The organism is Xanthomonas sp. GW, assembly GCF_014236815.1.
In the GTDB taxonomy this organism is placed as follows: domain Bacteria; phylum Pseudomonadota; class Gammaproteobacteria; order Xanthomonadales; family Xanthomonadaceae; genus Xanthomonas_A.
Genome location: NZ_CP051189.1, coordinates 5,003,647 through 5,025,201, shown reverse-complemented (window position 1 = coordinate 5,025,201; position 21,555 = coordinate 5,003,647). Strand labels below are relative to the sequence as shown.

Here is a 21,555-nt window from a genome sequence, read left to right as displayed (position 1 = left end):
ATGCGAGCGATCATTGGCATCGAAATCTCTTAAATGATATGGTTGCTCGAGATCACTAACATCTATGTTAATTATGCGCCGGAACGAAGACGAGTTCGCCACCATGAGCGCTGTGAACACCGCCAAGCACCTGGCGATGCTGGTGAAACAGGCGCGGATGGCCCGTGGGTGGTCCCAGGCCGGGCTGGCTGAGCGGGCACGCATCAGCGCACCCACGATGAACCGTATCGAGAAGGGGGCCCTGGGGGCCTCCCTTGGCGCTTGGTTGGCTGTGCTGGAGCGGGTTGGGCTACTGCACAAACTGAACCAGTTGGACGATCCAGCCTCCAAGGCAATCATGGACAGCACCAAGACCAAGCGGCCCATCCGTACGTCCAGCCAGGACCTGGACTTCTGACATGCCTGTGGTCTTCATTCACTTGCCCGATGAAGTCGATGCGGTTCCTGCCGGTCGCCTGACGTTGCTGGAAGACGGCACCGAGTTGCGCGCGTCCAGGTTCGCCTACGGCCGGCGTTATCTGGACCGGCGCGACCCGAGCGCGGTGGCAGTCGATCCGGTATCGCTGCCCCTTGCCGATTCAGCGGGAGAGCAGCTTCCGGCGAACGGTCTGGCCATGTTCGGCGCGCTTCGGGATGCCACCCCGGACGACTGGGGTCGCCGGGTGATCGAGAACCGCCTGGGCGCGCCGGCGAACGGGTTGCCGGAATCCACGTATCTGTTGCTGGCTGGTTCAAACCGCGTAGGTGCGCTGGATGTTCGCGAAGAACTGGAGAGCGGGCCGGCCGCTGGCGCGTTGCCACGGGTACTCGACCTGCAGCACCTGGTGGACGCGGCTGGGCGGGTCGAGGAAGGCCTGCCGGTGCCGGCGCATCTGCAGTTTTACTTCGAAGGCGCTCCTTCGCTGGGCGGGGCGCGGCCCAAGGCCCCGATCGCCCATGCGGGCCGGGAGTGGATCGCCAAGTTCCCGTCGGTCAGGGACCGTTTCAACGTACCGGCAGTCGAGCGAGCCACCCTGGAACTGGCACGTCGTGCGGGTCTCACCGTACCCCGCACCGAACTCGTCACCCTGGTCGATGGTCGACAGATCATGCTGATCGAGCGCTTCGACCGGGAGCCGGTGGAGCGCGGGATGAGTCGGAAGCATGTGGTCAGCGCGCTGACGATGCTCGGCCTGGATGAGCGTCAGTCCCCGGCATCCAGCTACGCGGCTATCGTCAGCGCGATCGAAGGGTTTGCGGCAGAAGGCAGCGTCGCGACCCAGCGGGAAGAGCTGTTCTCGCGCATGGTGTTCAACATCCTTGTCACCAATGACGACGACCACCTTCGCAACCATGCCTTTGTCCACGAGGATGGCGCCTGGAATCTGAGTCCGCTCTACGATGTGGTTCCCAAGGGGCAGGCAGGAACCGAGCGCAACCTGCACCTGGGTGTCGGTCCGCGAGGTAGGCGCGCCACCTTGGACAATGCGCTGCATGGCTGCGGAGCATTCGGCCTGTTCCCCGCGCGCGCCGCGCAACTGATCGGCGGGATCGCAGCGGCGACCCGAACGTGGCGAGAGGTCTTCGAAGAACTGGGAGTCCCGATGCGGGACTGTGATGCCGTGGCTACGGCCTTCAGGCGTGCATCCGATATCGGCATGCGCGAGGTCGAGCGCCATCTCGCCTGAGCAGGCCCGACTTCACTCGCAACGGCGCGGCGGCACTTCCCGGCCGCGGTAAGTGCTTGCGACACAAGGGAAAGGCATGCATAATGCGCGGCTCGCTGTGCCCGGCTCCGGTCGGAACGGCGGCTGGATGCGCGATCTCCGGCCGGCCTCTCCCAGCGTAACTGCTTGATTTCCCACGTCGCGTGGTGGCCGCAAGGCTGCCGGGGCCGCCGTCTCCCAGGCTATGGGCGACTCAAACTTTCTATCGAGGTGCGTAATGTCCCGCGTATGCCAAGTGTCCGGCAAGCGTGTGCAGACGGGTAACAACGTCTCCCACGCCAACAACAGAACCCGTCGCCGCTTCCTGCCCAACCTGCACGAGCGCCGCTTCTGGGTCGCCAGCGAGAACCGCTGGATCAAGCTCCGTGTTTCCGCGCATGCGTTGCGCACCATCGACAAGAACGGGATCGATGCCGTTCTGAAAGAGCTGCGCGCGCGCGGCGAAAAGGTCTGAGGAGTAAACAATCATGGCAGGCAAGCGTGACAAGATCCGTATGATTTCCTCGGCCGCCACCGGCCACTTCTACACCACGGACAAGAACAAGAAGAACACTCCGGGGAAGATGGAAATGATGAAGTACGACCCGGTCGTGCGTAAGCACGTGATGTACAAGGAAGGCAAGATCAAGTGATCGACTGATCGCTGGATCGCCTTTCGAGGTCGACACGGAACCCGCCGCAAGGCGGGTTTCGTGCGTCTGGGGCCTGCACATCTTGTTCTGGTTGTGGGCCGTCGCCGCTGCGCGAGGCGGACGCCCGGCGCGCGCCGCCAGCCGCGGCGCTGCACGCAACGGTTGCGTTTGCCGCCGCAGCCCGCAGAATCGGGCGACTTGGCTTGCGAAGGGTCGCGATGCTGCCGTTCTGGTTGGAAGGCACCTGGTTGCTGGCGCTGGATTGGCTGATCCGGCTGGTGGCGTTGCTGTGGATTCCCGCGCGCACCACGCCCGGCGCAGCGCGCAGCTGGCTGCTGCTGGTCGGGTTCGTGCCGGTGCTCGGCCTGCCGCTGTACCTGCTGCTGGGCCATCCGTGGCTGTCGCGCGAGCGCATCCAGCGCCAAGCGCAAGCCTCGCAGGTGATCCGCGAGCAGCAGGTGCCGTTGACCGCGCTGCGCTGGACCCCGCCCGCCGACACCGCGATCGCCGAAGTGGTGCCGCTGATCGAGCGCCAGGGCGATTTCATGCCCACCCATGGCAATACGGTGGAATTGCTCGATCGCTATGCGGACTCGCTGCAGGCGCTGATCGACGACATCGACGCGGCGGTAGAGCGCGTGCACCTGCTGTACTACCTGATGTTCGACGATGCGGTCGGCGACGCGGTCGTGGCGGCGTTGTTGCGTGCCGCCGCGCGCGGCGTGCGCTGCCGCCTGCTGCTCGATGCGCGCGGCGGCAAGCGTGGGCTGCGCCGCTACCGCAAGCGCCTGCGCGCGGCCGGCGTCGAGGTGCAGGCGCTGTTGCCGGGCGGTTTGCGCTGGCGCCGCAGCGGGCGCATGGACCTGCGCAACCATCGCAAGATCGCGGTCATCGACAACCGCGTCGGCTACACCGGTTCGCAGAACCTGGCCGCGGCCGAATTCGTGCGCGGCCATCCCAACCGCGAACTGGTGGTGCGCCTGCAGGGACCGGTGGTCGGGCACCTGGAGGCGGTGTTCGCCAGCGACTGGTTCATCGAGACCGGACAGCGCCTGCGCGTGGCCGACGGCACCGGGGTGCACGGTGCCGACACCGCCATGCAACTGCTGCCCAGCGGCCCGGCGTATCCGTTCGAGAACGCGCGCGATGCGGTCAACGCGCTGATCCATCTGGCGCGGCGGCGGATCGTGATGGTGACGCCGTACTTCGTGCCCGACGAGGCCACGCTCAGCGCGCTGCGCATCGCCGCGCTGTCCGGGGTGGACGTGCAGCTGATCCTGTCGGAGAGCAGCAATCAGCGGCTCACCGCCTGGGCGCAGGAGGCGTACTACGACGAACTGCTGCGCAGCGGGGTCAAGATCGCGCTGTACCGGCCGTGTTTCCTGCATGCCAAGCACCTGAGCGTGGACGAGGGCATCGCCCTGGTCGGCTCGATCAACCTGGACATCCGCTCCTTCGCGCTGAACGCCGAGATCGGCGTGCTGTGCTATTGCGCCGAGGTGGTGCAGCGGCTGCGCGCGGTGGAGGCCGACTACCTGGCCGATGCGCGCGCGCTGTCGCTGCAGGACTGGCGCAAGCGGCCCACCTGGCGCCGCAGCCGCGAAGGCATCGCCCGCCTGGCCGATGCGTTGATGTGAGTGCGCACGTCCATGACAGCATGATGTCGCCGCCATGCGCGATGTTCGCGCCGACATGAGCGATGGTTCTTAGCCGTGGGCGGAGCCGGCGAGGGCATCCCTTACAATCGCCGGCATGAGCGACCTCTTGCCCACCGCCTCCGATGGCGACTGCGACTGCGATATCGCCATCGTCGGCGGCGGCGCGGCCGGCACGCTGGTGGCGCTGCACCTGCTGCGGCAGGCCACGCAGGCGCTGCGGCTGCAGCTGATCGAACCGCAGGCGGCGCTGGCGCAGGGCGTGGCCTATGCGACGCCGTGCGTGGAGCACCTGCTGAACGTGCCGGCCGGGCGCATGAGCGCCTTCGCCGAACTGCCCGACGACTTCCTCGACTGGCTGCAGCAGCAGGCGCTGTATCCGGCGCTGCAGCGCGACGCGCTGGCGCAGGCCTATGTGCAGCGCCGCCATTACGCCGACTACCTGCGCGCGCGGCTGGCGCAGGCGCGCGCGGCGAGTCCGGCGCAGCTGCAGTGGCGGCAGCAGCGGGTGCTGGCGCTGGATCGCGATGCGCATGGACAGGCGCTGCAACTGCAGGATGGCGCGACGCTGCGCGCGCAGGCGACGGTGCTGGCGCTGGGCAACAGCCTGCGTCCGCTGCCGGCGCGCGGCGCGGCCAGCCTGCCGGCGCACGTGCGGGTGGATGCCTGGAACTACGAGCAGCTGCGCGCGATCCCGCGCGAATCCACGGTGTGCATCGTCGGCGCCGGCCTGAGCATGGCCGACAGCGTGCTCACCCTGCTCGCCAACGCGCACCGTGGCCCGGTCCACGTGATCTCGCGGCATGCGGTCCTGCCGCTGCCGCATGCCGAGCATGCCGGCCACGCCGCGGCCGACTTCGACCCGCAGCCGTTGCTGGCGCTGCCGCTGCGCCAGCGCCTGCGCGCGCTGCGCCGGCATGCGGCCGCGGCACAGGCGCGCGGCCTGCCGTGGCAGAGCGTGATGGAGCGGCTGCGGCCGCTGGGCCAGGCGCTGTGGCAGTCGCTGTCGGCCACCGAACAGCGGCGCTTCCTGCGCCATGCCGTGCGCTACTGGGATGCGCACCGGCACCGCATCGCCGCACCGGTGTTCGCGCAACTGCAGGCGATGCGCCGGGTCGGCCAGCTGCGCGTGCATCGCGCGCGATTGGACACCGTGTTCCCAGTTGGCGCCTGCGTGCAGGTCAACGCGGTCGGTCCCGACGGGCTGGCGTTGCAGCTGGACGCGCACTACCTGATCAACGCCACCGGCGTGGAGCTGCGCGCGCAGACCATGCGCAACCCGCTGCTGCACCAACTGCTCGGCCGCGGCCACGCCGCGCCCGGCCCGCACGGCATCGGCGTCGCCACCGCGTCCGATGGCGCGCTGCTCGATGCCGACGGCCATGCCGACCCGAACATCCGCGTGCTCGGCAGCCTGCGCATCGGCAGCCTGTGGGAAAGCCTGGCGATCCCGGAGTTGCGCGTGCAGGCGCAGCAGCAGGCGCAGGCGTTGCTGTGCGAAGTGCGGCCGGCGAGCGCCGGCGCGGACTAAAGGCGCGCCTGGCTACCGTCATGGCGCCTGCGCAGTGCGCGCTGGCCGGTTTTCAACGGTCGCGCGTTCGAACCTCCGCGATCGGTCGATACTAGGCGTTACCGCCGACCCACCCGGGAGAAGGAATGCCTTTGCAGTGGCGCGTTCCACTTCCGCCGCACGCACAAGACGGCGCGCTAGGGCTAGCATGCTAGAGCGCACCGAGCCGGTGGCAACCGACGACCGAGTTCAGGTCATCGCATTTACCGACCCAAACGATCTTCTGAGCTACCACCTCACTGAACGATTCAAGGCGCGCTGTACGAGCGCTCGAATGCCCGCCGCGGGCGCTGATGACGCGACCAACCGCTCGACGTCGACCGAAGGGTTCCGCGAAGTCAGGCTTCCAGTTGACGTCGTGAACGTCACGCTACCGAACGCCAAGTTGCGTTGGCTGTTCGTCGCGAGCAACCCGGTGAAGGCCCATTCGAGCGGGTTCAAGTCGAATCCAGGCGCGATCGAGCTTCTCGTCAACGGCACCGACTGAGGCACGTCCGCTTTCGACCCAAAGCGGCCCCCGATTGCCTCCGTGCACGATCATCGAGTGCCGCGACTCGTCATCTTGAGCACCAATTGATCGCGCGCAGCATCGATGGTGTCAGCCTTGGTCTTAGCCGAGAGGTTCTCGCGTTGCTTGCGCCCCAGGAAGTAGGCGATCCGCTCGGCATTTGCACCGGATGGATGTGGCAGACCGTCGAGTAGGCATTCGCCTTCGACCAGCCCTTTCGCTGCGAAGCTGCGCAACACCGCGGTCGGCTCCTTGCCCAGCGGGACCCACAGCGCGTCGGGCAGCTGGCGGACCTCGTCCGTAAGCCAGTCCTCCGCCATGGACCGCAGATAGGGCGTGCGCAGAATCGCTGGGCTTCCGGTGTAGTTCTGGCCACCAGCCAGCACGGGATTGCGCAATGCGGACGTGTAGTGCACCAAATCGTTGGCACTAGTAAATAGCTCGGCGCAGCTGCGCAGGCCGAGCGCCGTGTGCAGACCCACGTAGTCGAGCATCTCGACGAGCGCGGTACGCATCGGACCCGAGAAGCTGGCGACATCCTTGGCTTGGCGCAGGGCTTCAGCGTCGCTGAGCCCAGAACGCAGACCGGCTCGCAATTTCTCAAGGGCCTTCTGCGCCTGGAACAGGCCGGGCGTAATGCCCACGAGCACCACGCGGGCCGCAGTGTTCACGTGCTCGAACGGCGCGTAGTAGGTGGCCAGCTGCCCGGAGCGCGAGATCAGCAGATCCCTGGAAAGCCTGTCGGACGGTAGGGCATCGAGGATGGCCGAGCGGTAACAATCGAGCATCGGGGTCATGGTGCTATCTTCAGCGGATGATGCGGCGGCGGTTTGTAGCGCGGGCGGCCGCAATAAGCGTGTCGGCGCCGCACACAGCTACATGTGGGTCCACTTCTTAGCCCAAGTATTGCAGCAAGAGCTTAAGCCGGCGACACAGGCCGTGGATTACGCTGCGCGTGATAATCATCGACCGCATCTTCAAAGTCTTTGAAATGCCTTCCGTGTACAAGGAATGAAAAGACCTGCCTTAGCTGCGATCTTAAATGAATTGCGTCGTCCCACATGGTCGGCGAGAATGGGAAATCTCCAAACCGATTTCCTGGATGCAGCGTTGATATCCTGCTGTCGTAGAACTCCTCAAAGTACTTCTCTAGGTCCCCGGGGGGCTCGTGCCCAAATGGCTCATAGAAATTGCGATGTAGCCATCGGGCCGCATCATTCGCCGATGGATTGGCCAGACCCTTCAGTCTCAACTCCCGCTGGACAAGGGAAAACGAAGCGTCTAATGCGATGAATGCGGCAATGACCGATTCCTCGCCGAACTCTCGATGCCGTCCCAACATGTCTGACTTCACTAGCGCCTGAAGTCCTCGCATCAGTACAAAGTTTGAAGGATCTATCCTTTGGTACGATGGCAAGAAGCGGTCCATATCAATGTCCTGGTCCAACAGGTGATAAGGCTCGTTCAGTAGGTTAGCCGGAACACAGGGAATGTTCGGTAGAAGGTGCCGCTCTTTCGCCGAGAGCAGCAATCGCTCTTTGATCATCTGGACCGAGTAAGGCACATCGAGATCAAGCTCATCCGTACTCAATATCAACTCCGGTCCAACCACCGGGTAAAGCCGGATCCAAGCCCCGTCGAAGGTCTGACAGAGAAGAAGTGCGCCCAGCACCCTCACCTGGGCAGGCGAAGCCCAAGCGAACTCGGAGAATGGAACATCTTCGTTGATGGACCGCCAGCCTGAGCAGCGCACAACGGTAAAGGTAAGATCTTCATCGGCATGAAAGAAGCCGTCGTCGCAGAAAAACGTTCCCCGAGGGTAGCTTCCACCCCTTGGGTGGAACAGCATCACGCGTATTCGAGATTTCTTATCATAGCCAGAGAATGAACATCCCAGCTCAAGATCTTCCGGAAAGAGCATCTGCCGCACCTGTTATCACCTAAGCCTTTGCGTTGCCTTCTCACTACGCTGGAATCTGACCCAGTACGTTGACAGGCTTGCTCCTATCGTAAACTGATTCACATCAGCTTTCGCAGGCGGTGGAAGCTGGCCCCTCGTTTTCCGCTTTCGGCCAAAGGCCGTCGCTGGCTCACGCAATGGTCAAGCAAACCCGCGAAGCTGGTCCCTAGTCTTGCTTCAATCACCAATTATTGGTTGTCCTGCTTTGTGGCAATGCCAAACGCATAAGACTCGATGGGAAAGTCCTCGTCGGGCGAATAGAATAGGGCGCCGCCCTTTTTTTTGAACCCTTGAAGCAAGTCGAACGCCAGTGAAGATGCTAGACAAAGGGCTGAAGCGAGCTGCTGCCATGAGAGTCGCGAAGTCTTTCATAGAGTGGCCGCACTTCCACCGGACAAGCCCATTCTTGAGGCTCATCCCCGACCTGATATGGAGTGCCGATTTCGATATGGATCTGGAACGCATCCTCACCGGGACGATGCCCCCAGATCACTTCATTCGCAATAATTGAGTTCATCTGCGGCCTGCCTCATCAACGTCCGTACTTGCAAGCATCTGCCTTGGCTCGCATGCTGCCGTGGCGGCCCAAGGTCCGCCACCGGCAACAAGCGGACATGGGCAGACGAACGCAGCACATGGTCCCGCACAGCGAAGTCGACGCGATGCGACGAAGACGGCCCCCGCGGCGCAGGCTTCAGGCAGCGGTATGAAAGGCGGCACGGCAATAGCGCGTCATGGCGCGCTTCTGTCCACATACGGCCGCGACTGCAAAATCACCACCTCGTCGCCGACCACGGCCCACTCGATGTCCTGGTCCGCGCCGCCCAGCGCCTGCTTGGTGGAGGCGCCGACCCTGGCCAGCCGCGCGATCAGCGCATCGGTCAGCACCTGGCGCGAGCCGGTGATGGGCACTTCGCGCACGCCGCCAGCGGCGTTCGCCACGAGCTGCGTGTCTTCCGCCGAGCGGCTCAGCACCTGCACCGCCTTGGACCAGGTCGAATACATCACCTGTTCCGCCTGGCGCTTGCCCTCCACCACGCGGATGCCGAGCCCGCGCTTGGCCGAGATATAGGTGATGTGGCGGCGGGCGGCGTCGAACGGATCGCGGGTGATCATCACCCCGGAACTGTCCGAGGGCGCGGCCAGCTGCACCAGCACCGCCATGGCCACCGCATCCTGGCGCAACCCTGCCGCCGTGCGCGCCTCGTACGCCTCGAAGTTGTAGACCGAGGCCCACACCGTCTGCACGGCCTTGGCCAAGGCATCGGCGCGGGTCACGTTGGGCACGGTGGTGTACAGGCCGGCGCCGCTGAAGCCCGGCAGATCCTCGGAGTTGGACGAGCTGCGCACGAACACCGGACCGCCCTGGAGTTGATCGCGCCATTGCGCGTCCAGCACGCGCACGAAAGCGGGATCGGGCGCGGCGTCGGCGATCTCGGCACGTAGCGCCGCCAGCGCCTCGCGACGGACGTTCGCGTCGGTAGCGAAACCCGGGCGACGCTGCAGGTCCTGCAGGCGCTGCGCAATCTGCAGCCGCTGCATCGCCGCCTGGTAATGCGAGAACGGGATGCAGAAGCCGTCCGGCACACGCGCGGCCGGCGGCAGCGCCGCCTTCAGCGTGCCGAGGTTGGCCGCTTTGACGCCGCAGTGGCCGCTGTCGCGCGCACGCAGCGCCGCCAGGGGCTTGAGCGCGACCACGGTCAGGTCCGGGCGCGGCAGCTTGCGCGCCGCCGGACGAGCGGCCGTGGGCGATGGCGTCCTTGGCGGGCGCGTCAGCGGCGTCACCCGGTAGTCGTTGTGGGTGACCTCCAGCGCCACCCAACGTCCGTCGTACTGGCGCAGGGCGGTCTGCGCATCGCGCACATAGACATTGGGAATGCCCCAGCCCTTGGCCAGCAGGTTGACGTGGGACAGCAGGGTGGACGGGCGCTGCGTCACCAGCCCCGCGACCGGCGCCAAGGCGATCGGCACCTCGTCCAGGACCGGGATGTCGCGCGGCGACAGCGTGCGCAACTGTTCCTCGGAGCGCACGATGCGCAGCCGCCCTTCGGCGCGGCCCGTGTTCAATGGCAGGAGCCGCTGCTCGCGCAGCAGCGCCTCCTGGCTGACGTAGGCCAGGCCCATGGAGCTGGCCAGCTGCTCGTGCTGGGTGGAGTTGGTCTTGAAGCGGATCGGCTCGCGGAACGAGGCATGGACCACGTCGTCGGTCTGCCGCAGCAAGGCCGCGGTGAGCTGGTCGCCCTCCCAGAACTCGTAGGTGTAGCCCGACAGATCCCGCTGCCAGCTGATGGTGCCGAACAGGAACCGCCGCTGCGGATCGCGGTACTGCGCGTTGCGCGTCGCCTTGTCCATGGCGCGCACCAGCCGCTGCTGCTGCACGAACTGCTCGTGCAGCGCATGCCGGGGCGTATTGATGTAGTAGATGCGCGCTGCATTCTGCCGGTCGATCACGAAGATCAGATGCGGCATCTCCAGCGCGGTCCCGGCGTTGTAGACCCGGGCGAGCTGCATGAACTGCGCGCGGCTGTCGATGCGCGACAGGTAATCCGGCCCCTGCGTCGGCTGCAGCGGGGAGGTGCCGCTGCTCTGGCGGTATTCGTAGGGCGACGGTTTGCGCGCGGTCTGCGCCATCGCAGGCGCGGTACACCACAGCAGCAGCGTGAGCGTGGCGGCCGACGCGAACAGGCGCTGGCGCCAGGCAAGGTGCGTACGGGATCGGTCCATGATGCCGGTGCGGGAATTGGGAGTGCGGATCTTAAGCCAGTCCCGTCGGCTTTGGACGCCGCGAAGGCGCTGCCGCAGGCGCCGCATGGGGATCGGCCGCATGCTCGGTTCCTGGCGCGCAGGCGTCGACGATGGCCGCCTGCAGCGCCTGATCGACGGCAGCCGGGCGGCGGCCTGTCCGTCTTGCTGTGGCCGACGCTGCGCGCGTGCGTGGCGATCGTCGCCGGCCGGCTGCTCCCGGCGGGGTGAACGCGCCGCCGCGGCCGCTTTTTCGCGATCCGGTTGCCCGGTCGCAGCCGGTGCGCCGCCGCAACCGGTAAAATACCCCGGTGGATGTCTCCCATTTGCTCGATGATCTGAACCCCGCCCAGCGCGAGGCCGTCTCCGCCCCGTCCGGCCATTACCTGGTCCTGGCCGGCGCCGGGTCCGGCAAGACGCGCGTGCTCACCCACCGCATCGCCTGGCTCAACGAAGTCCACGGCGTGCCGGTGCACGGCATCTTTGCGGTCACCTTCACCAACAAGGCGGCTGGCGAGATGCGCCACCGCACCGACCTGCAACTGCGCAACGGCAGCCGCGGCATGTGGATCGGCACCTTCCACGGCCTGGCGCATCGCCTGCTGCGCCTGCACTGGCCCGACGCCAAGCTGCCGGAAAGCTTCCAGGTGCTGGATTCGGACGACCAGCTGCGCCTGGTCAAGCGCGTGGTGCAGCAGCTGGAACTGGACGAGGGCAAGTTCCCGCCCAAGCAGATCGTGTGGTGGATCAACCAGCAGAAGGACGAGGGCCGGCGTGCGCAGCACATCCAGCCCGAGCCGCGCGACGAGTGGACCACCACCTTGCGCAGCGCCTACGCGCTGTACCAGGAGCGTTGCGACCGCGCGGGCCTGGTCGATTTCGCCGAGCTGCTGCTGCGCGCGCACGAGCTGCTGCGCGACAACCCGGCATTGCTGGCGCATTACCGCAGCCGCTTCAGCGAGATCCTGGTAGACGAGTTCCAGGACACCAACGCGATCCAGTACGCGTTCGTGCGCGTGCTCGCTGGCGACACGGGGCGCGTGTTCGTGGTCGGCGACGACGACCAGGCGATCTACGGCTGGCGCGGCGCCAAAGTCGAGAACGTGCAGCGCTTCCTGAAGGATTTCCCGAACGCGCAGACCATCCGCCTGGAGCAGAACTACCGCTCCAGCGCCAACATCCTCAATGCCGCCAACGCGGTGATCGCGCACAACCCGGACCGCATCGGCAAGCAGCTGTGGACCGACTCGGGCGACGGCGACCCGATCGACCTGTACGCGGCCTACAACGAGATCGACGAGGCGCGCTACGTGGTTGAGCGCGTGCGCCAGTGGGTGCGCGACGGCGGCAGCTACAGCGAGGCGGCGGTGCTCTACCGCAGCAACGCGCAGTCGCGCGCGTTCGAAGAATCGCTGATCGCCGAGCAGGTGCCGTACCGCGTCTACGGCGGCATGCGCTTCTTCGAGCGCGCCGAAATCAAGGACACCCTGGCCTACCTGCGCATGGTCGCCAACCGCGCCGACGACGCGGCGTTCGAGCGCGCGGTGAATACGCCCACGCGCGGCATCGGCGATCGCACCCTGGACGAAGTGCGGCGCCTGGCGCGCGCGCAGTCGCTGTCGCTGTGGGCCGCCGCGCAACAGGCCGCGCAGCAGGGCGGCGACCTGGCCGCGCGGGCGCGCAACGCGCTGGCGCAGTTCCTGGGGCTGATCGAGCAGCTCTCCGCCGAAGTGGCCGGCCTGCCGTTGCCGGAGCAGATCGACCAGGTGCTGGCGCGCTCGGCGCTGCGCGAGCACTGGAGCAAGGAAAGCCGCGGCGGGCTGGATTCGGAATCGCGCACCGACAACCTCGACGAACTGGTCTCGGTCGCCTCGCGCTTCGTGCGCGCCGACAACGACGAGGACGCCGACGAGGGCCGCCAGGCGATGACCGAACTGGTCGCGTTCCTGGCCTATGCCTCGCTGGAGGCCGGCGAAGGCCAGGCCCAGGCCGGCGAAGAGGGCGTGCAGCTGATGACGCTGCATTCGGCCAAGGGCCTGGAGTTCCCGCTGGTGTTCCTGGTCGGCATGGAGGATGGCCTGTTCCCCAGCGCGCGTTCGCTGGAGGAGAGCGGGCGCCTGGAAGAAGAGCGGCGCCTGGCCTACGTCGGCATCACCCGCGCCCGCCACAAGCTGGTGCTCAGCTACGCCGAGTCGCGGCGCATCCATGGCCAGGACAACTACAACGTGCCTTCGCGCTTCCTGCGCGAGATCCCGCGCGAGCTGCTGCACGAAGTGCGGCCGAAGGTGCAGGTGTCGCGCAATGCCTCGCTGGGCGCGCCGCGCAACCTCGGACACAGCGCCATCGAAGCGCCGGCGATCCGGCTCGGCGCCAACGTACAGCACCCCAAGTTCGGCGGCGGCGTGGTCATCGACTACGAAGGCAACGGCGCGCACGCGCGCGTGCAGGTGCAGTTCGACGAGGTCGGCGCGAAGTGGCTGGTGATGGCGTACGCCAATCTGACGGTGATCTAGGCCGTTAGCGCGATCGGGATGGGGCCACGTTGCCGAGTCCCGATCGCGTCGACAGGCCCCAGGCCGCGTCTGCCATTCCTGGGCGGCTTGCTCGGGAATCGGCCGCACGCCCTGGCCCTGCTCTTCGTCGCCGCGCCGCGTGCCGCGGCACGTGGCGCGGCGCTTGGCGAGTGGGCCTGCAAGCACGCAGTCGCCTCGCGGCGGCGGCGTTCCCCGCTGGCGCATTCGCCGGTCCCGCCGGCCAGCCGCCGCTGCAATGGCCGCGTTTGTCGCGCAGATCCCGTGCTCGCGCCGCCACTCGTCCGTTCCGACAACCGCTCACGCGGCGTGCCGCCCGTCCGTCATAGGCCGCTGGAGCGTGGCGCCCGGGCGCGCCAGCCTTGCCCCACATCACCAAGGGGAAGGCGCATGACACATCGTTTGGCGTGGTTGCTGGCAGCGGTCCTGGCCATGGCCGGCACCGCGCATGCCGCGACGGGGGCGGTTGCAGCCCCAGCGGAGGCGGGCCTGGCCCAGGCGGCCACGGACTTCTTCAAGGACGCCGGGCCAGGTGGCGTGGTGCTGGTGACCCGCGGCGATCGGGTGCTGCTGCGCCAGGCCTATGGCCTGTCCGATGTGGAGAACGGCGTGCCGATGCAGCCGGAGTCGGCATTGCGCCTGGCATCGGTCACCAAGCAGTTCACCGCGGTGGCGGTGCTGCAGCTGGTCCAGGCCGGCAAGCTGGACCTGGAGGCGACGCTGCTGTCACTGGATCCGGCATTGCACGGCCCATTGGCGAAGGTGACGATCCGCCAGCTGCTGACGCATACCTCGGGCATCAAGAACGTCAGCAGCATCCCCGCCTCGCGCGCCGCGCGCCGCGAGGACACCGACGCCATGCGCCTGATCGGGTACTTCCAGGACCTGCCGCTGGAGTTCGCGCCGGGGACGCGGTTCCGCTACAGCAATTCCAACTACATCGTGCTGACCCACCTGATCGAACGCCTCACCGGCCAGCCCTACGCGGCCTACATGCAGCAGGCCATCTTTCAGCCGCTGGGCATGACCCACACGCGCTACGACGATCACCTGGCGCTGATCCCGCACCGTGCCCATGGCTACCGCCGTGCCGGGCAGGCGCTGCAGAACGCGGACTTCATCAGCATGTCGCAGCCGCAGGGCGCCGGCGGCCTGATCAGCAGCGTGGACGACCTGGCGATCTGGCACCGCGCGCTGCGCGACGCCACGCTGCTGCCGGCCGCCGCGCTCGCCCAAGCCATGGCCAAGACCAGGCTCGCCGACGGCACCCTGTCGCCCTATGGCTTCGGCTGGATCATCGGCCAGGCGAACGGATTGCCGGATGTGGAGCACGGCGGCTTCATCAACGGCTTCAACAGCTACGTGGTGCGCATCGGCGAGCCGGACGTGTTCGTGGCGGTGCTCACCAATGCCGAGTTCCTGGATCCCACCACGCTGGCCGTGCGCCTGGCGGCGATGGCGGCCGGGCGGCCGTATGCCGGCACGGACCCGGCGCCTGCGCTGCCGCCGGGCCGCACCGGGCAGTACCGGTTCGCCGACGGCGCCCGCACGCTTGCGCAAGTGGATGGCCGCCTGCAGCTGCAGCGCGACGGCGAGGATGCGCTGCCGCTGCAGGCGCATGCGGACGGCCGCTACTATCTGGACGGGGGACTGGATGCGTTGAGCTTCGGCCAGGACCGCGCTGGCCGGGCCACGATGACCTTGCACGACCGGCTGATGGGCGACAGCACCGGCGTGCGCGAGGCGGATGCGGCTACAGGCTCAACAGTTCCCTGAAGCGCGCGCTCTGCCGCCGCGATACCTCCACCTCCAACCCGCCGCGCAGCGTGAGCAGCAGGCCGCCGTTGCTCCAGGGCGCCACCTGCTCCACGTAGTCGAGGTTGACGATGTACTTGCGGCTGGCGCGGAAGAACTTCTCCGGCGCCAGCTGCGCCTCGATCGCGCCGAGCGGGCGATACAGCAGCGGCGCATGCTGCTGGAAGTGGACGCGGCTGTAGTTCCCGACCGCCTCGATGACGCGTACGTCGCGCGGCTTGACCAAGAAACAGTGCTCGCCGTCCTTGATGAAGATGGCGCTGTCCATCGAACGCCGCGCCGGGCTCGCCGGCATCGACTCGGACAGCTTCTGGATCGCCTGCGCGAGCCGCTGCGGTTCGATCGGCTTGAGCAGGTAGTCCACGGTGTTGAACGCGAAGGCCTTCAGCGCATAGGCATCGAAGGCGGTGGTGAAGACGATGCGCGGCACCTGCGACAGGCGTTCGAGCACGTCGAAGGCATTGCCGCCGGGCAGGTCGATATCCAGGAACACCACATCCGGCGCGACCGCTTCGATCAGCGCGACCGCCGCCTCCACGTCGGCCGCGTGGCCGACCACGCTCACCTGCGGATAGGCCTTGAGTTGATGCTGCAACTCGAAACGGGCCAGTTCCGAATCTTCCACGATCACCGCTTCGATCACGCCGCCGCTCCTATCCACACGCTGGCCACCACGCACTCTTCCTTTTGAACCAGGCGCAAGCCGGCGCTGGGCCCGAACGACAGCAGCAGGCGCTGGCGCAGGTTGTTCAAGCCGGTGCCTTGTCCGTCGTCGCTGCGCAGCCGGCCGCTATTGCGCACCTCCAGGTGCAGGCCGCCGCGCTGCATCGCCACGCAGACCTGCAGTTCGCCGCCGGTGCTGCTCGGTCCCAGGCCATGCTTGATCGCATTCTCCACCAGCAGCTGCAGGCAGAAGCGCGGCACGCGCAACGCCAGCGCCTGCGGGTCCACCTGTTCCCGGTAGCGCAGCCGCGCGCCCAGCTGCAGGCCGACCAGGCCCAGGTAGTCGCGCACCACGTCGAGTTCTTCGCGCACCGACACCAGGGCCTCGTCGCCGCCGGAGAACTGATAGCGCAGCGTGGCGGCAAAGCGCGTCAGTTGCTCGCGCGCCGCTTCCGGGTCCTTGAGGATCAACGCGCGGATGTTGTTGAGCGTATTGAAGGTGAAATGCGGGCTGAGCTGGCCCAGCAGGCGCTGCAGTTGCGCGTCCTTCAACGCCAGCTGCAGATCGCGTTGGGTGCGTGCCGCCTGCTGCAGCCGGGTCTGCCGGCTGATGGCCAGGTACAGCAGGCTCCAGGCGATATACGCCACGGCAAGCAGCGGCGCGCGCGACATCGCCGGTTGCGCTTCCCGCAGCGCTGCCAGGGCCGGGGCCAGGCCTGCGCCCAGGGACAGCGCGGCGTGGAACAGCAGGTCGATCGCCACGGCGGCCAGCAGGCTTGCGGCAAACAGGATGCCCAGCCAGCGCACATCGCCATAGCCATCGGCCTGCAACCGCCGGTAGAGCCAGCGCAACCCCAGGCTTCCCGCCAGCCCGGCCGCACTCAATGCGCACATCGCCATGAACTGCAGCGCATCGGCGATCGCGGCTTCGCTCGGACGCGCGGCGTAGGCGATCGACAGGAACAGCGACCAGCCGAACGCTTGCAGCAGCCAGAACTTGGGCGTCACGGAGGGCATGTCCGGCAATCGGGCCGCTACTTTAGCGCCGTTGCAGGCCGCTGCGTCGCCCTTGTTCGCAGCGCGGCGCGGTTACACCCCGGCGGCGCCTGGCGTCGGCTTCGTCTGCAATCGTGGCCGCGGGGGATGCTGGGCGCCCGCAGTCGCAGCGCCCGCCGATGCAGCCTGGCGGCTCACTGCCCGGCAGGCGGTTGCCAAAGCTCCACCTTGTTGCCTTCCGGATCGATGACCCAGGCGAATTTCCCGTATTCGGAATCGTCCACGCGCTCGAGCACGTTGCAGCCTTCCTCGCGCAATACCGCGACCAGCGCGTGCAGATCCTCGACCCGGTAATTGATCATGAAAGGCGCGGTGCTGGGCGCGAACTGATCGCCTTGCGCCGCGCCGATCGACCAGATGGTGCTGCCGGCGACCGGCGTGCCGGCAGCGTCGGTCCAGGCGAACGCGGTGCCGCCCCATTCCTGCACGTCGATGCCCAGATGCCGCTTGTACCAGGCCTGCAACGCCGCAGCGTCGTTGGCCTTGAAGAAGATGCCGCCAATGCCGGTGACGCGCTTCATCGGATGTTCCAGGACGGGGCGATGGTCGAGGATGGTTTCGCGGCCTGAGCGCAGCGTCAAGCCGCGCCGCGGCACGGCATCAAGCGCCGGACGCTTGCGCCTGGGGGAACGCGTTCATTCCCAGAAGCTGTACTTGCGCGCCAGTGCCAGTTGCTCGCCGCCGGCGAAATGGCCGGCCAGCTCCTTGAACCCCACGGTGCCGACGAAGGTGGAGGAGGGGCAGCCCGGCGTCGCGTGCGACGGCAGCGCGATGCGCACCTGGTCGGCGGTCATCGTCACCTGGCCGATCGCCGGCGGCCCGGCCTTGCCGTCGGCGCACTGCACGATCGCGTAGTAGTCCTGGCCCGCGCCGGCGTTGCGATCGGCCTTGACGATGAAGATCTCGTAGCCGTACAGCAGACCGTCCTTGTCCAATTCCAGAGTCGAGAACATGCCGGTCTGGCGCGGTTGGCAACCGCTCAACGCCAGCGCCGCCAGCATCAGCAAGACCGCGCGCCCGGCGGTCTTCAGCGAGGAAAGGGGAATGGCGGGATCGCGCCGCATACGTGCGGCGAACACCGGGGCTGGCGCTGTCGTCTTCACGAACCGATCGAACATGGAACTTCCTTCTGGCGTCCGTTGCATGAGCTGCGCCGCCACGCACTGACGCGAACGGGTGAGCGTCCGGCACAGCGAAGGCGTACGACAGGAATGTGCTGATGATCACACAATATGCGCGAGTCCCGCCACATTTCGAACGGGGGCAACGGGTGGCTTGGCGCTGCGCCGCGGTGGTTGGCCCGAGTCGTCGTGACCTACCGACTCCTGCGCCGGTCGGTGGTCGGATGGCGGTCGGACTCGGCACCGGAGGGTGCGGCCGTTCACCGCCGCCGCCTGCCCTGGATCGGAAGATCGCCCCACGCCGAGCGGAGACGATGCCGCGCGGAGGTCACCGCGGTTGGCGGTCGTCGCGGTGGCCCGTCCCATGGCCGCGCCGTATCGCTGCGCTGCCGCGGCGCCGGCGCGCCTCGGCCACGGCGTAGCCGGCGGTCGCCAGCAGCAGCGGCCCCAGATAATAGAAAGCGCGATAGGCGAGCAAGGCGGCGAGCAGCTGTGGCTGCGGCGCCTGCGCGCCGAGCATGGGCAGGAACACCGCCTCCAGCACGCCGATGCCGGCGGGAATGTGCGCGATGGCGGAGGCAACCGCCGCCATCAGCAGCGCGCCGAGCACCGACACATAGTCCACGCCCGGCGGCATCAGCACGAACAGCAGGGTGCCCATCAGCGTCCAATTGGCGGCGCCCAGCGCCAGCTGCAGCCCTGCCAGCCGCAGCGGCGGCAGATGCAGGGCATGGCCGCGGACCTCGAGCGCGCGTCCGCGCGCCAGGTGGCAGGCCAGCAGATACGCGGCCACGGCCAGCAGCATCGCCGCGCCCAGCCACGGCAGGTGCGCCGTGCCCAGCGGCCACTGCGGCGGGGTGCGCAAGCGGCCGCTGGCGAACAGTGCGCCGGCCAGCAGCAGGTAGCCCATCCAGTTGGTGCCGATGGTGAAGGCGACGATGCGGCCGATGGTGGCCAGCGGCAGTCCCGCGCGCGCGTACAGCCGGTAGCGAAAGCCTGCGCCGCCGACCAGCGCGCCGACATTGAGGCTGAACGCATAGGCGATGACCGCGATGGACATTACCCGCGGCGTGGCCAGCGTGTGTCCGGCATAGCGCCGCGCGGCCAGGTCGTAGCAGGCGTACAGCGCGTAGCTGGCCAGGGTCAGCCCGGCCGCGATCGCCAGGGTGCCGCCGCCGTAGCCGGCCAGCGTGGCGCCGACCTGCGCCCAGTCCACCGAACGTCCATAGCGCACCAGCAGGAACGCCACCAGCGCCAGGAACGCCAGATAGGCGACGCGGCGCATCCACTGCCAGCGTCGGCGGCGGGCGGGCGCGGTGGGCACGGCAGTCATGGCGACGGACCGCCGCTGCGCGGCGGGCGCAGCAGCGCCGTGCGCGGCGTGCGCGCCGGCAGGCGGCTGGCCCATTGCGGGAAATTGCGCAGCACATGGAACAGCACCGGGCGCAGCACCGGTTGCCAGAAGCGCCCACGCGGCACGTTCGCCGGCGCGACCCGGCGGCAGTGCGCGTCCATGAGCCGGCCCAGGCAACCACGCAGTTCGCGTGCGAATGCCGCATCGCGGATCAGCAGGTTGGCCTCCAGGTTGAGCGACAGGCTCAGCGGGTCCAGATTGCTGGACCCCACCGTGCTCCAGTGGTCGTCGATCACCGCGACCTTGCCGTGGAACGGGCGTTCGCAGTATTCGAAGATGTGCACGCCCGCGTCCACCAGGTGCCGGTACAGGGCACGCGCGGCGATCAGCGCCAGCGGCGTGTCCGGCTGCCCCTGGAACAGCATGCACACCCTGACCCCGCGCCGCGATGCGGCGCACAGGTCGCGCAGGAAACCGTAGCCGGGGAAGAAATACGCGTTGGCGATGACGATCTCGCGCTGCGCCTGGCGGAACGCCTGCCGGTAGGCGCGCTCGATGCTGCGCGAGCGGCGCCCGTTGTCGCGCGGCAGGAAACACACCTCGGCCGCGCCCGCGGCGCGCGCTGCGTCCGCCAGCTCCTGCGGCTGCCATCCTTCGCCGGTGCCGTGGGTCCGCATCGCCCGGTGCATGAAGGACACGATGTCCGCCACCACCGGTCCCTCGACCTCCACGGCGTAGTCCTGCTTGGCCTCCGGGCCGAAATCGGTCAGGTGATCCGCGGCGTAGTTGATGCCGCCGACCATGCCGATCGTGCCGTCCACGACCAGCAGCTTGCGGTGCATGCGCCGAAACACGTTGAGGCGGATGCCGAGCAGCGTCGGCTGGCGGTCGAACATGCGCAACTCGACCCCGGCCTCGATCAGCTCGCGCACGAACCCCGGCGACAGGTCCGGCGAGCCGAACGCATCCACCAGCAGGTGCACGCGTACGCCGCGCCGCGCTGCCGCGACCAGGCGGTCCTTGAGCGGGATGCCGACCTTGTCCTCGAACCAGAGGAAGGTTTCCAGCAGCACTTCGCGCTGCGCGGCGTCGATGGCTGCATACACCCGCGCGAAGTAGACATCGCCGTTCTCCAGCAGGCGCAGGCGGTGGCCCTGGCGCCAGCGCGAATCGATCGCCCGCGCCCGCTTCACAGCGCGATCCTCGCCAGCAGCGGCGCATGGTCGGACAGGTGCGACCAGGGCCTACCGGTCAGCACGCGCGCCGCTTCGATGCGGGCGTTGCGCAGATAGATGCGGTCCACCGGCAGCAGCGGCCAGCGCGACGGGAAGGTCCGCGCCACCCGTCCATGCAGGTGCTCGAAGGCTTCCTGCAAACCGCAGCGGCGCAACAGCGGATGGCCGCGCACGCGCCAGTCGTTGAAATCGCCGGCCACGATCAGCGGCGCGTCGGCCGGAATCTCTTCGGCGACGATGCCGCACAGCAGCCCGATCTGCCGCTGCCGGTGCGCCTCGCGCAGGCCCAGGTGCACACAGACCGTGTGCACCTGGGCATCAAGGCCGGGTATCCGCACGATGGCATGCAGCAGTCCGCGCTGTTCGTGACCGTGCACCGACACGTCGCGGTTGGCCGACGACGCGATCGGGAAGCGCGACAGCAGCGCGTTGCCGTGGTGGCCGTGCGGATAGACCGCGTTGCGGCCGTAGGCGAACTGCGGCCACAGGGTGTCGGCGAGGAATTCGTACTGGGTCTGCGCCGGCCAATCGGCATGGCGTACCGCATGCAGCGCATGCTCGCCCAGCACTTCCTGCAGGAACACCATCTCGGCGGACACGGCGCGGATCGCCTCGCGCAATCCGGGCAGCACGAAACGGCGGTTGAGCAGATTGAAGCCCATGTGCACGTTGACGGTCAGCACGTTGATCGAGGGCATGCGCGACCCGGACGGGGAACCGTCCTTCATTCTGCCGACGCGGTGCGTGCGGGGCGTGAGGATTGCAGGCGCGCCGGTTCGACTGCGCTTCCCGCCCATCGCTGACCGTTGGCGTGCCTCACGGCGAACCGGCGTGCGTTCCCGCCGCGCCTGGCGCATCGAGTGGTCTCACAGAGGAGGCCGGACGATCGAGAACGCCGCGCGAGACGCTGCAGCCTGCAACTCGCAGGTCAATGGCACCGCCATTCGGTGCCATCGACGCATGGCCTGGGCGAGCGGCCGAGGCGAGCGCGGGTAGGTGCCTCAGCC

Annotated in this window: 19 protein-coding genes; 9 read left to right on the top strand and 10 right to left on the bottom strand. The window is 67.7% G+C overall.

What is annotated here, in order from left to right:
- The first annotated feature begins 103 nt into the window (after positions 1-103).
- The 7 genes from HEP73_RS21675 (at position 104) to HEP73_RS21645 (ending at position 6,050) form a co-directional block, all read left to right on the top strand.
- Positions 104-397 carry a helix-turn-helix transcriptional regulator gene (locus HEP73_RS21675; protein ID WP_221893144.1) on the top strand — a complete coding sequence of 98 codons (294 nt, stop codon included), beginning with the start codon at positions 104-106 and terminating at the stop codon, positions 395-397.
- 1 nt (position 398) lies between these two features.
- Complete coding sequence (locus HEP73_RS21670) at positions 399-1,667, top strand: type II toxin-antitoxin system HipA family toxin (protein WP_185821518.1); 1,269 nt, start codon at positions 399-401, stop codon at positions 1,665-1,667.
- A 256-nt stretch (positions 1,668-1,923) separates the two neighbouring features.
- Positions 1,924-2,160, top strand: a complete 237-nt coding sequence (rpmB, locus tag HEP73_RS21665) for a 50S ribosomal protein L28 (RefSeq protein WP_003467012.1) — start codon at positions 1,924-1,926, stop codon at positions 2,158-2,160.
- A 10-nt stretch (positions 2,161-2,170) separates the two neighbouring features.
- Positions 2,171-2,338: a 50S ribosomal protein L33 gene (gene rpmG, locus HEP73_RS21660; RefSeq protein ID WP_170874102.1), complete on the top strand. Its 168-nt coding sequence runs from the start codon at positions 2,171-2,173 to the stop codon at positions 2,336-2,338.
- A 218-nt stretch (positions 2,339-2,556) separates the two neighbouring features.
- Positions 2,557-3,975, top strand: a complete 1,419-nt coding sequence (cls, locus tag HEP73_RS21655; protein ID WP_185821517.1) for a cardiolipin synthase — start codon at positions 2,557-2,559, stop codon at positions 3,973-3,975.
- 115 nt (positions 3,976-4,090) lie between these two features.
- Complete coding sequence (locus tag HEP73_RS21650; RefSeq protein ID WP_185821516.1) at positions 4,091-5,524, top strand: FAD/NAD(P)-binding protein; 1,434 nt, start codon at positions 4,091-4,093, stop codon at positions 5,522-5,524.
- Positions 5,525-5,711: 187 nt separating this feature from the next.
- Entirely contained in the window at positions 5,712-6,050 is a 339-nt protein-coding gene (locus tag HEP73_RS21645; protein WP_185821515.1) for a hypothetical protein, read from the top strand.
- Positions 6,051-6,100: 50 nt separating this feature from the next.
- On the opposite strand, the gene HEP73_RS21640 is transcribed toward HEP73_RS21645, so the two are convergent.
- The 3 genes from HEP73_RS21640 to HEP73_RS21630 form a co-directional block, all read right to left on the bottom strand.
- Entirely contained in the window at positions 6,101-6,868 is a 768-nt protein-coding gene (locus HEP73_RS21640; protein ID WP_185821514.1) for a hypothetical protein, read from the bottom strand.
- 122 nt (positions 6,869-6,990) lie between these two features.
- The gene (locus HEP73_RS21635; protein ID WP_185821513.1) at positions 6,991-7,992 is read right to left on the bottom strand and encodes a polysaccharide deacetylase family protein; all 1,002 of its coding nucleotides are present in this window, start codon (positions 7,990-7,992) and stop codon (positions 6,991-6,993) included.
- 771 nt (positions 7,993-8,763) lie between these two features.
- Entirely contained in the window at positions 8,764-10,755 is a 1,992-nt protein-coding gene (locus tag HEP73_RS21630) for a PEP/pyruvate-binding domain-containing protein (protein ID WP_185821512.1), read from the bottom strand.
- A 329-nt stretch (positions 10,756-11,084) separates the two neighbouring features.
- On the opposite strand from HEP73_RS21630, the gene uvrD reads away from it, so the two are divergent.
- Together uvrD and HEP73_RS21620 are read left to right on the top strand one after the other, a co-directional pair.
- Positions 11,085-13,286: a DNA helicase II gene (gene uvrD, locus HEP73_RS21625; RefSeq protein ID WP_185821511.1), complete on the top strand. Its 2,202-nt coding sequence runs from the start codon at positions 11,085-11,087 to the stop codon at positions 13,284-13,286.
- 408 nt (positions 13,287-13,694) lie between these two features.
- On the top strand, positions 13,695-15,080 hold the full coding sequence (locus HEP73_RS21620) for a serine hydrolase domain-containing protein (RefSeq protein WP_185821510.1): 1,386 nt from the start codon (positions 13,695-13,697) through the stop codon (positions 15,078-15,080).
- Here HEP73_RS21620 and HEP73_RS21615 read toward each other — a convergent pair.
- The 7 genes from HEP73_RS21615 to HEP73_RS21585 all read right to left on the bottom strand — a co-directional run bounded on the left by HEP73_RS21615 (position 15,058) and on the right by HEP73_RS21585 (position 21,246).
- A complete protein-coding gene (locus HEP73_RS21615; protein WP_185821509.1) occupies positions 15,058-15,762 on the bottom strand; it encodes a LytR/AlgR family response regulator transcription factor in 705 nt (234 codons plus the stop codon). The genes HEP73_RS21620 and HEP73_RS21615 overlap by 23 nt on opposite strands.
- Positions 15,759-16,799: a sensor histidine kinase gene (locus tag HEP73_RS21610; RefSeq protein WP_185821508.1), complete on the bottom strand. Its 1,041-nt coding sequence runs from the start codon at positions 16,797-16,799 to the stop codon at positions 15,759-15,761. Before HEP73_RS21610 ends, HEP73_RS21615 begins: the two co-directional genes overlap by 4 nt.
- Before the next feature lie 173 nt (positions 16,800-16,972).
- A complete protein-coding gene (locus HEP73_RS21605; protein ID WP_185821507.1) occupies positions 16,973-17,359 on the bottom strand; it encodes a VOC family protein in 387 nt (128 codons plus the stop codon).
- Between the two features lie 114 nt (positions 17,360-17,473).
- On the bottom strand, positions 17,474-17,956 hold the full coding sequence (locus HEP73_RS21600) for a hypothetical protein (RefSeq protein WP_185821506.1): 483 nt from the start codon (positions 17,954-17,956) through the stop codon (positions 17,474-17,476).
- A gap of 331 nt (positions 17,957-18,287) precedes the next feature.
- On the bottom strand, positions 18,288-19,292 hold the full coding sequence (locus HEP73_RS21595) for a putative bifunctional lysylphosphatidylglycerol flippase/synthetase (protein WP_255423598.1): 1,005 nt from the start codon (positions 19,290-19,292) through the stop codon (positions 18,288-18,290).
- Positions 19,289-20,506, bottom strand: a complete 1,218-nt coding sequence (clsB, locus tag HEP73_RS21590) for a cardiolipin synthase ClsB (protein WP_185821504.1) — start codon at positions 20,504-20,506, stop codon at positions 19,289-19,291. Before clsB ends, HEP73_RS21595 begins: the two co-directional genes overlap by 4 nt.
- Complete coding sequence (locus HEP73_RS21585; RefSeq protein ID WP_185823544.1) at positions 20,503-21,246, bottom strand: endonuclease/exonuclease/phosphatase family protein; 744 nt, start codon at positions 21,244-21,246, stop codon at positions 20,503-20,505. Before HEP73_RS21585 ends, clsB begins: the two co-directional genes overlap by 4 nt.
- Positions 21,247-21,555 lie beyond the last annotated feature (309 nt).

Coding starts and splice junctions, on each gene's coding strand:
- HEP73_RS21610 (WP_185821508.1), bottom strand. CDS start 16,799: ATGCCCTCCGTGACGCCCAAGTTCTGGCTGCTGCAAGCGTTCGGCTGG.
- HEP73_RS21635 (WP_185821513.1), bottom strand. CDS start 7,992: ATGCTCTTTCCGGAAGATCTTGAGCTGGGATGTTCATTCTCTGGCTAT.
- HEP73_RS21640 (WP_185821514.1), bottom strand. CDS start 6,868: ATGACCCCGATGCTCGATTGTTACCGCTCGGCCATCCTCGATGCCCTA.
- HEP73_RS21670 (WP_185821518.1), top strand. CDS start 399: ATGCCTGTGGTCTTCATTCACTTGCCCGATGAAGTCGATGCGGTTCCT.
- HEP73_RS21605 (WP_185821507.1), bottom strand. CDS start 17,359: ATGAAGCGCGTCACCGGCATTGGCGGCATCTTCTTCAAGGCCAACGAC.
- cls (WP_185821517.1), top strand. CDS start 2,557: ATGCTGCCGTTCTGGTTGGAAGGCACCTGGTTGCTGGCGCTGGATTGG.
- HEP73_RS21630 (WP_185821512.1), bottom strand. CDS start 10,755: ATGGACCGATCCCGTACGCACCTTGCCTGGCGCCAGCGCCTGTTCGCG.
- HEP73_RS21645 (WP_185821515.1), top strand. CDS start 5,712: ATGCTAGAGCGCACCGAGCCGGTGGCAACCGACGACCGAGTTCAGGTC.
- HEP73_RS21650 (WP_185821516.1), top strand. CDS start 4,091: ATGAGCGACCTCTTGCCCACCGCCTCCGATGGCGACTGCGACTGCGAT.
- rpmB (WP_003467012.1), top strand. CDS start 1,924: ATGTCCCGCGTATGCCAAGTGTCCGGCAAGCGTGTGCAGACGGGTAAC.
- HEP73_RS21600 (WP_185821506.1), bottom strand. CDS start 17,956: ATGTTCGATCGGTTCGTGAAGACGACAGCGCCAGCCCCGGTGTTCGCC.
- HEP73_RS21595 (WP_255423598.1), bottom strand. CDS start 19,292: ATGACTGCCGTGCCCACCGCGCCCGCCCGCCGCCGACGCTGGCAGTGG.
- HEP73_RS21585 (WP_185823544.1), bottom strand. CDS start 21,246: ATGCCCTCGATCAACGTGCTGACCGTCAACGTGCACATGGGCTTCAAT.
- HEP73_RS21675 (WP_221893144.1), top strand. CDS start 104: ATGAGCGCTGTGAACACCGCCAAGCACCTGGCGATGCTGGTGAAACAG.
- HEP73_RS21620 (WP_185821510.1), top strand. CDS start 13,695: ATGACACATCGTTTGGCGTGGTTGCTGGCAGCGGTCCTGGCCATGGCC.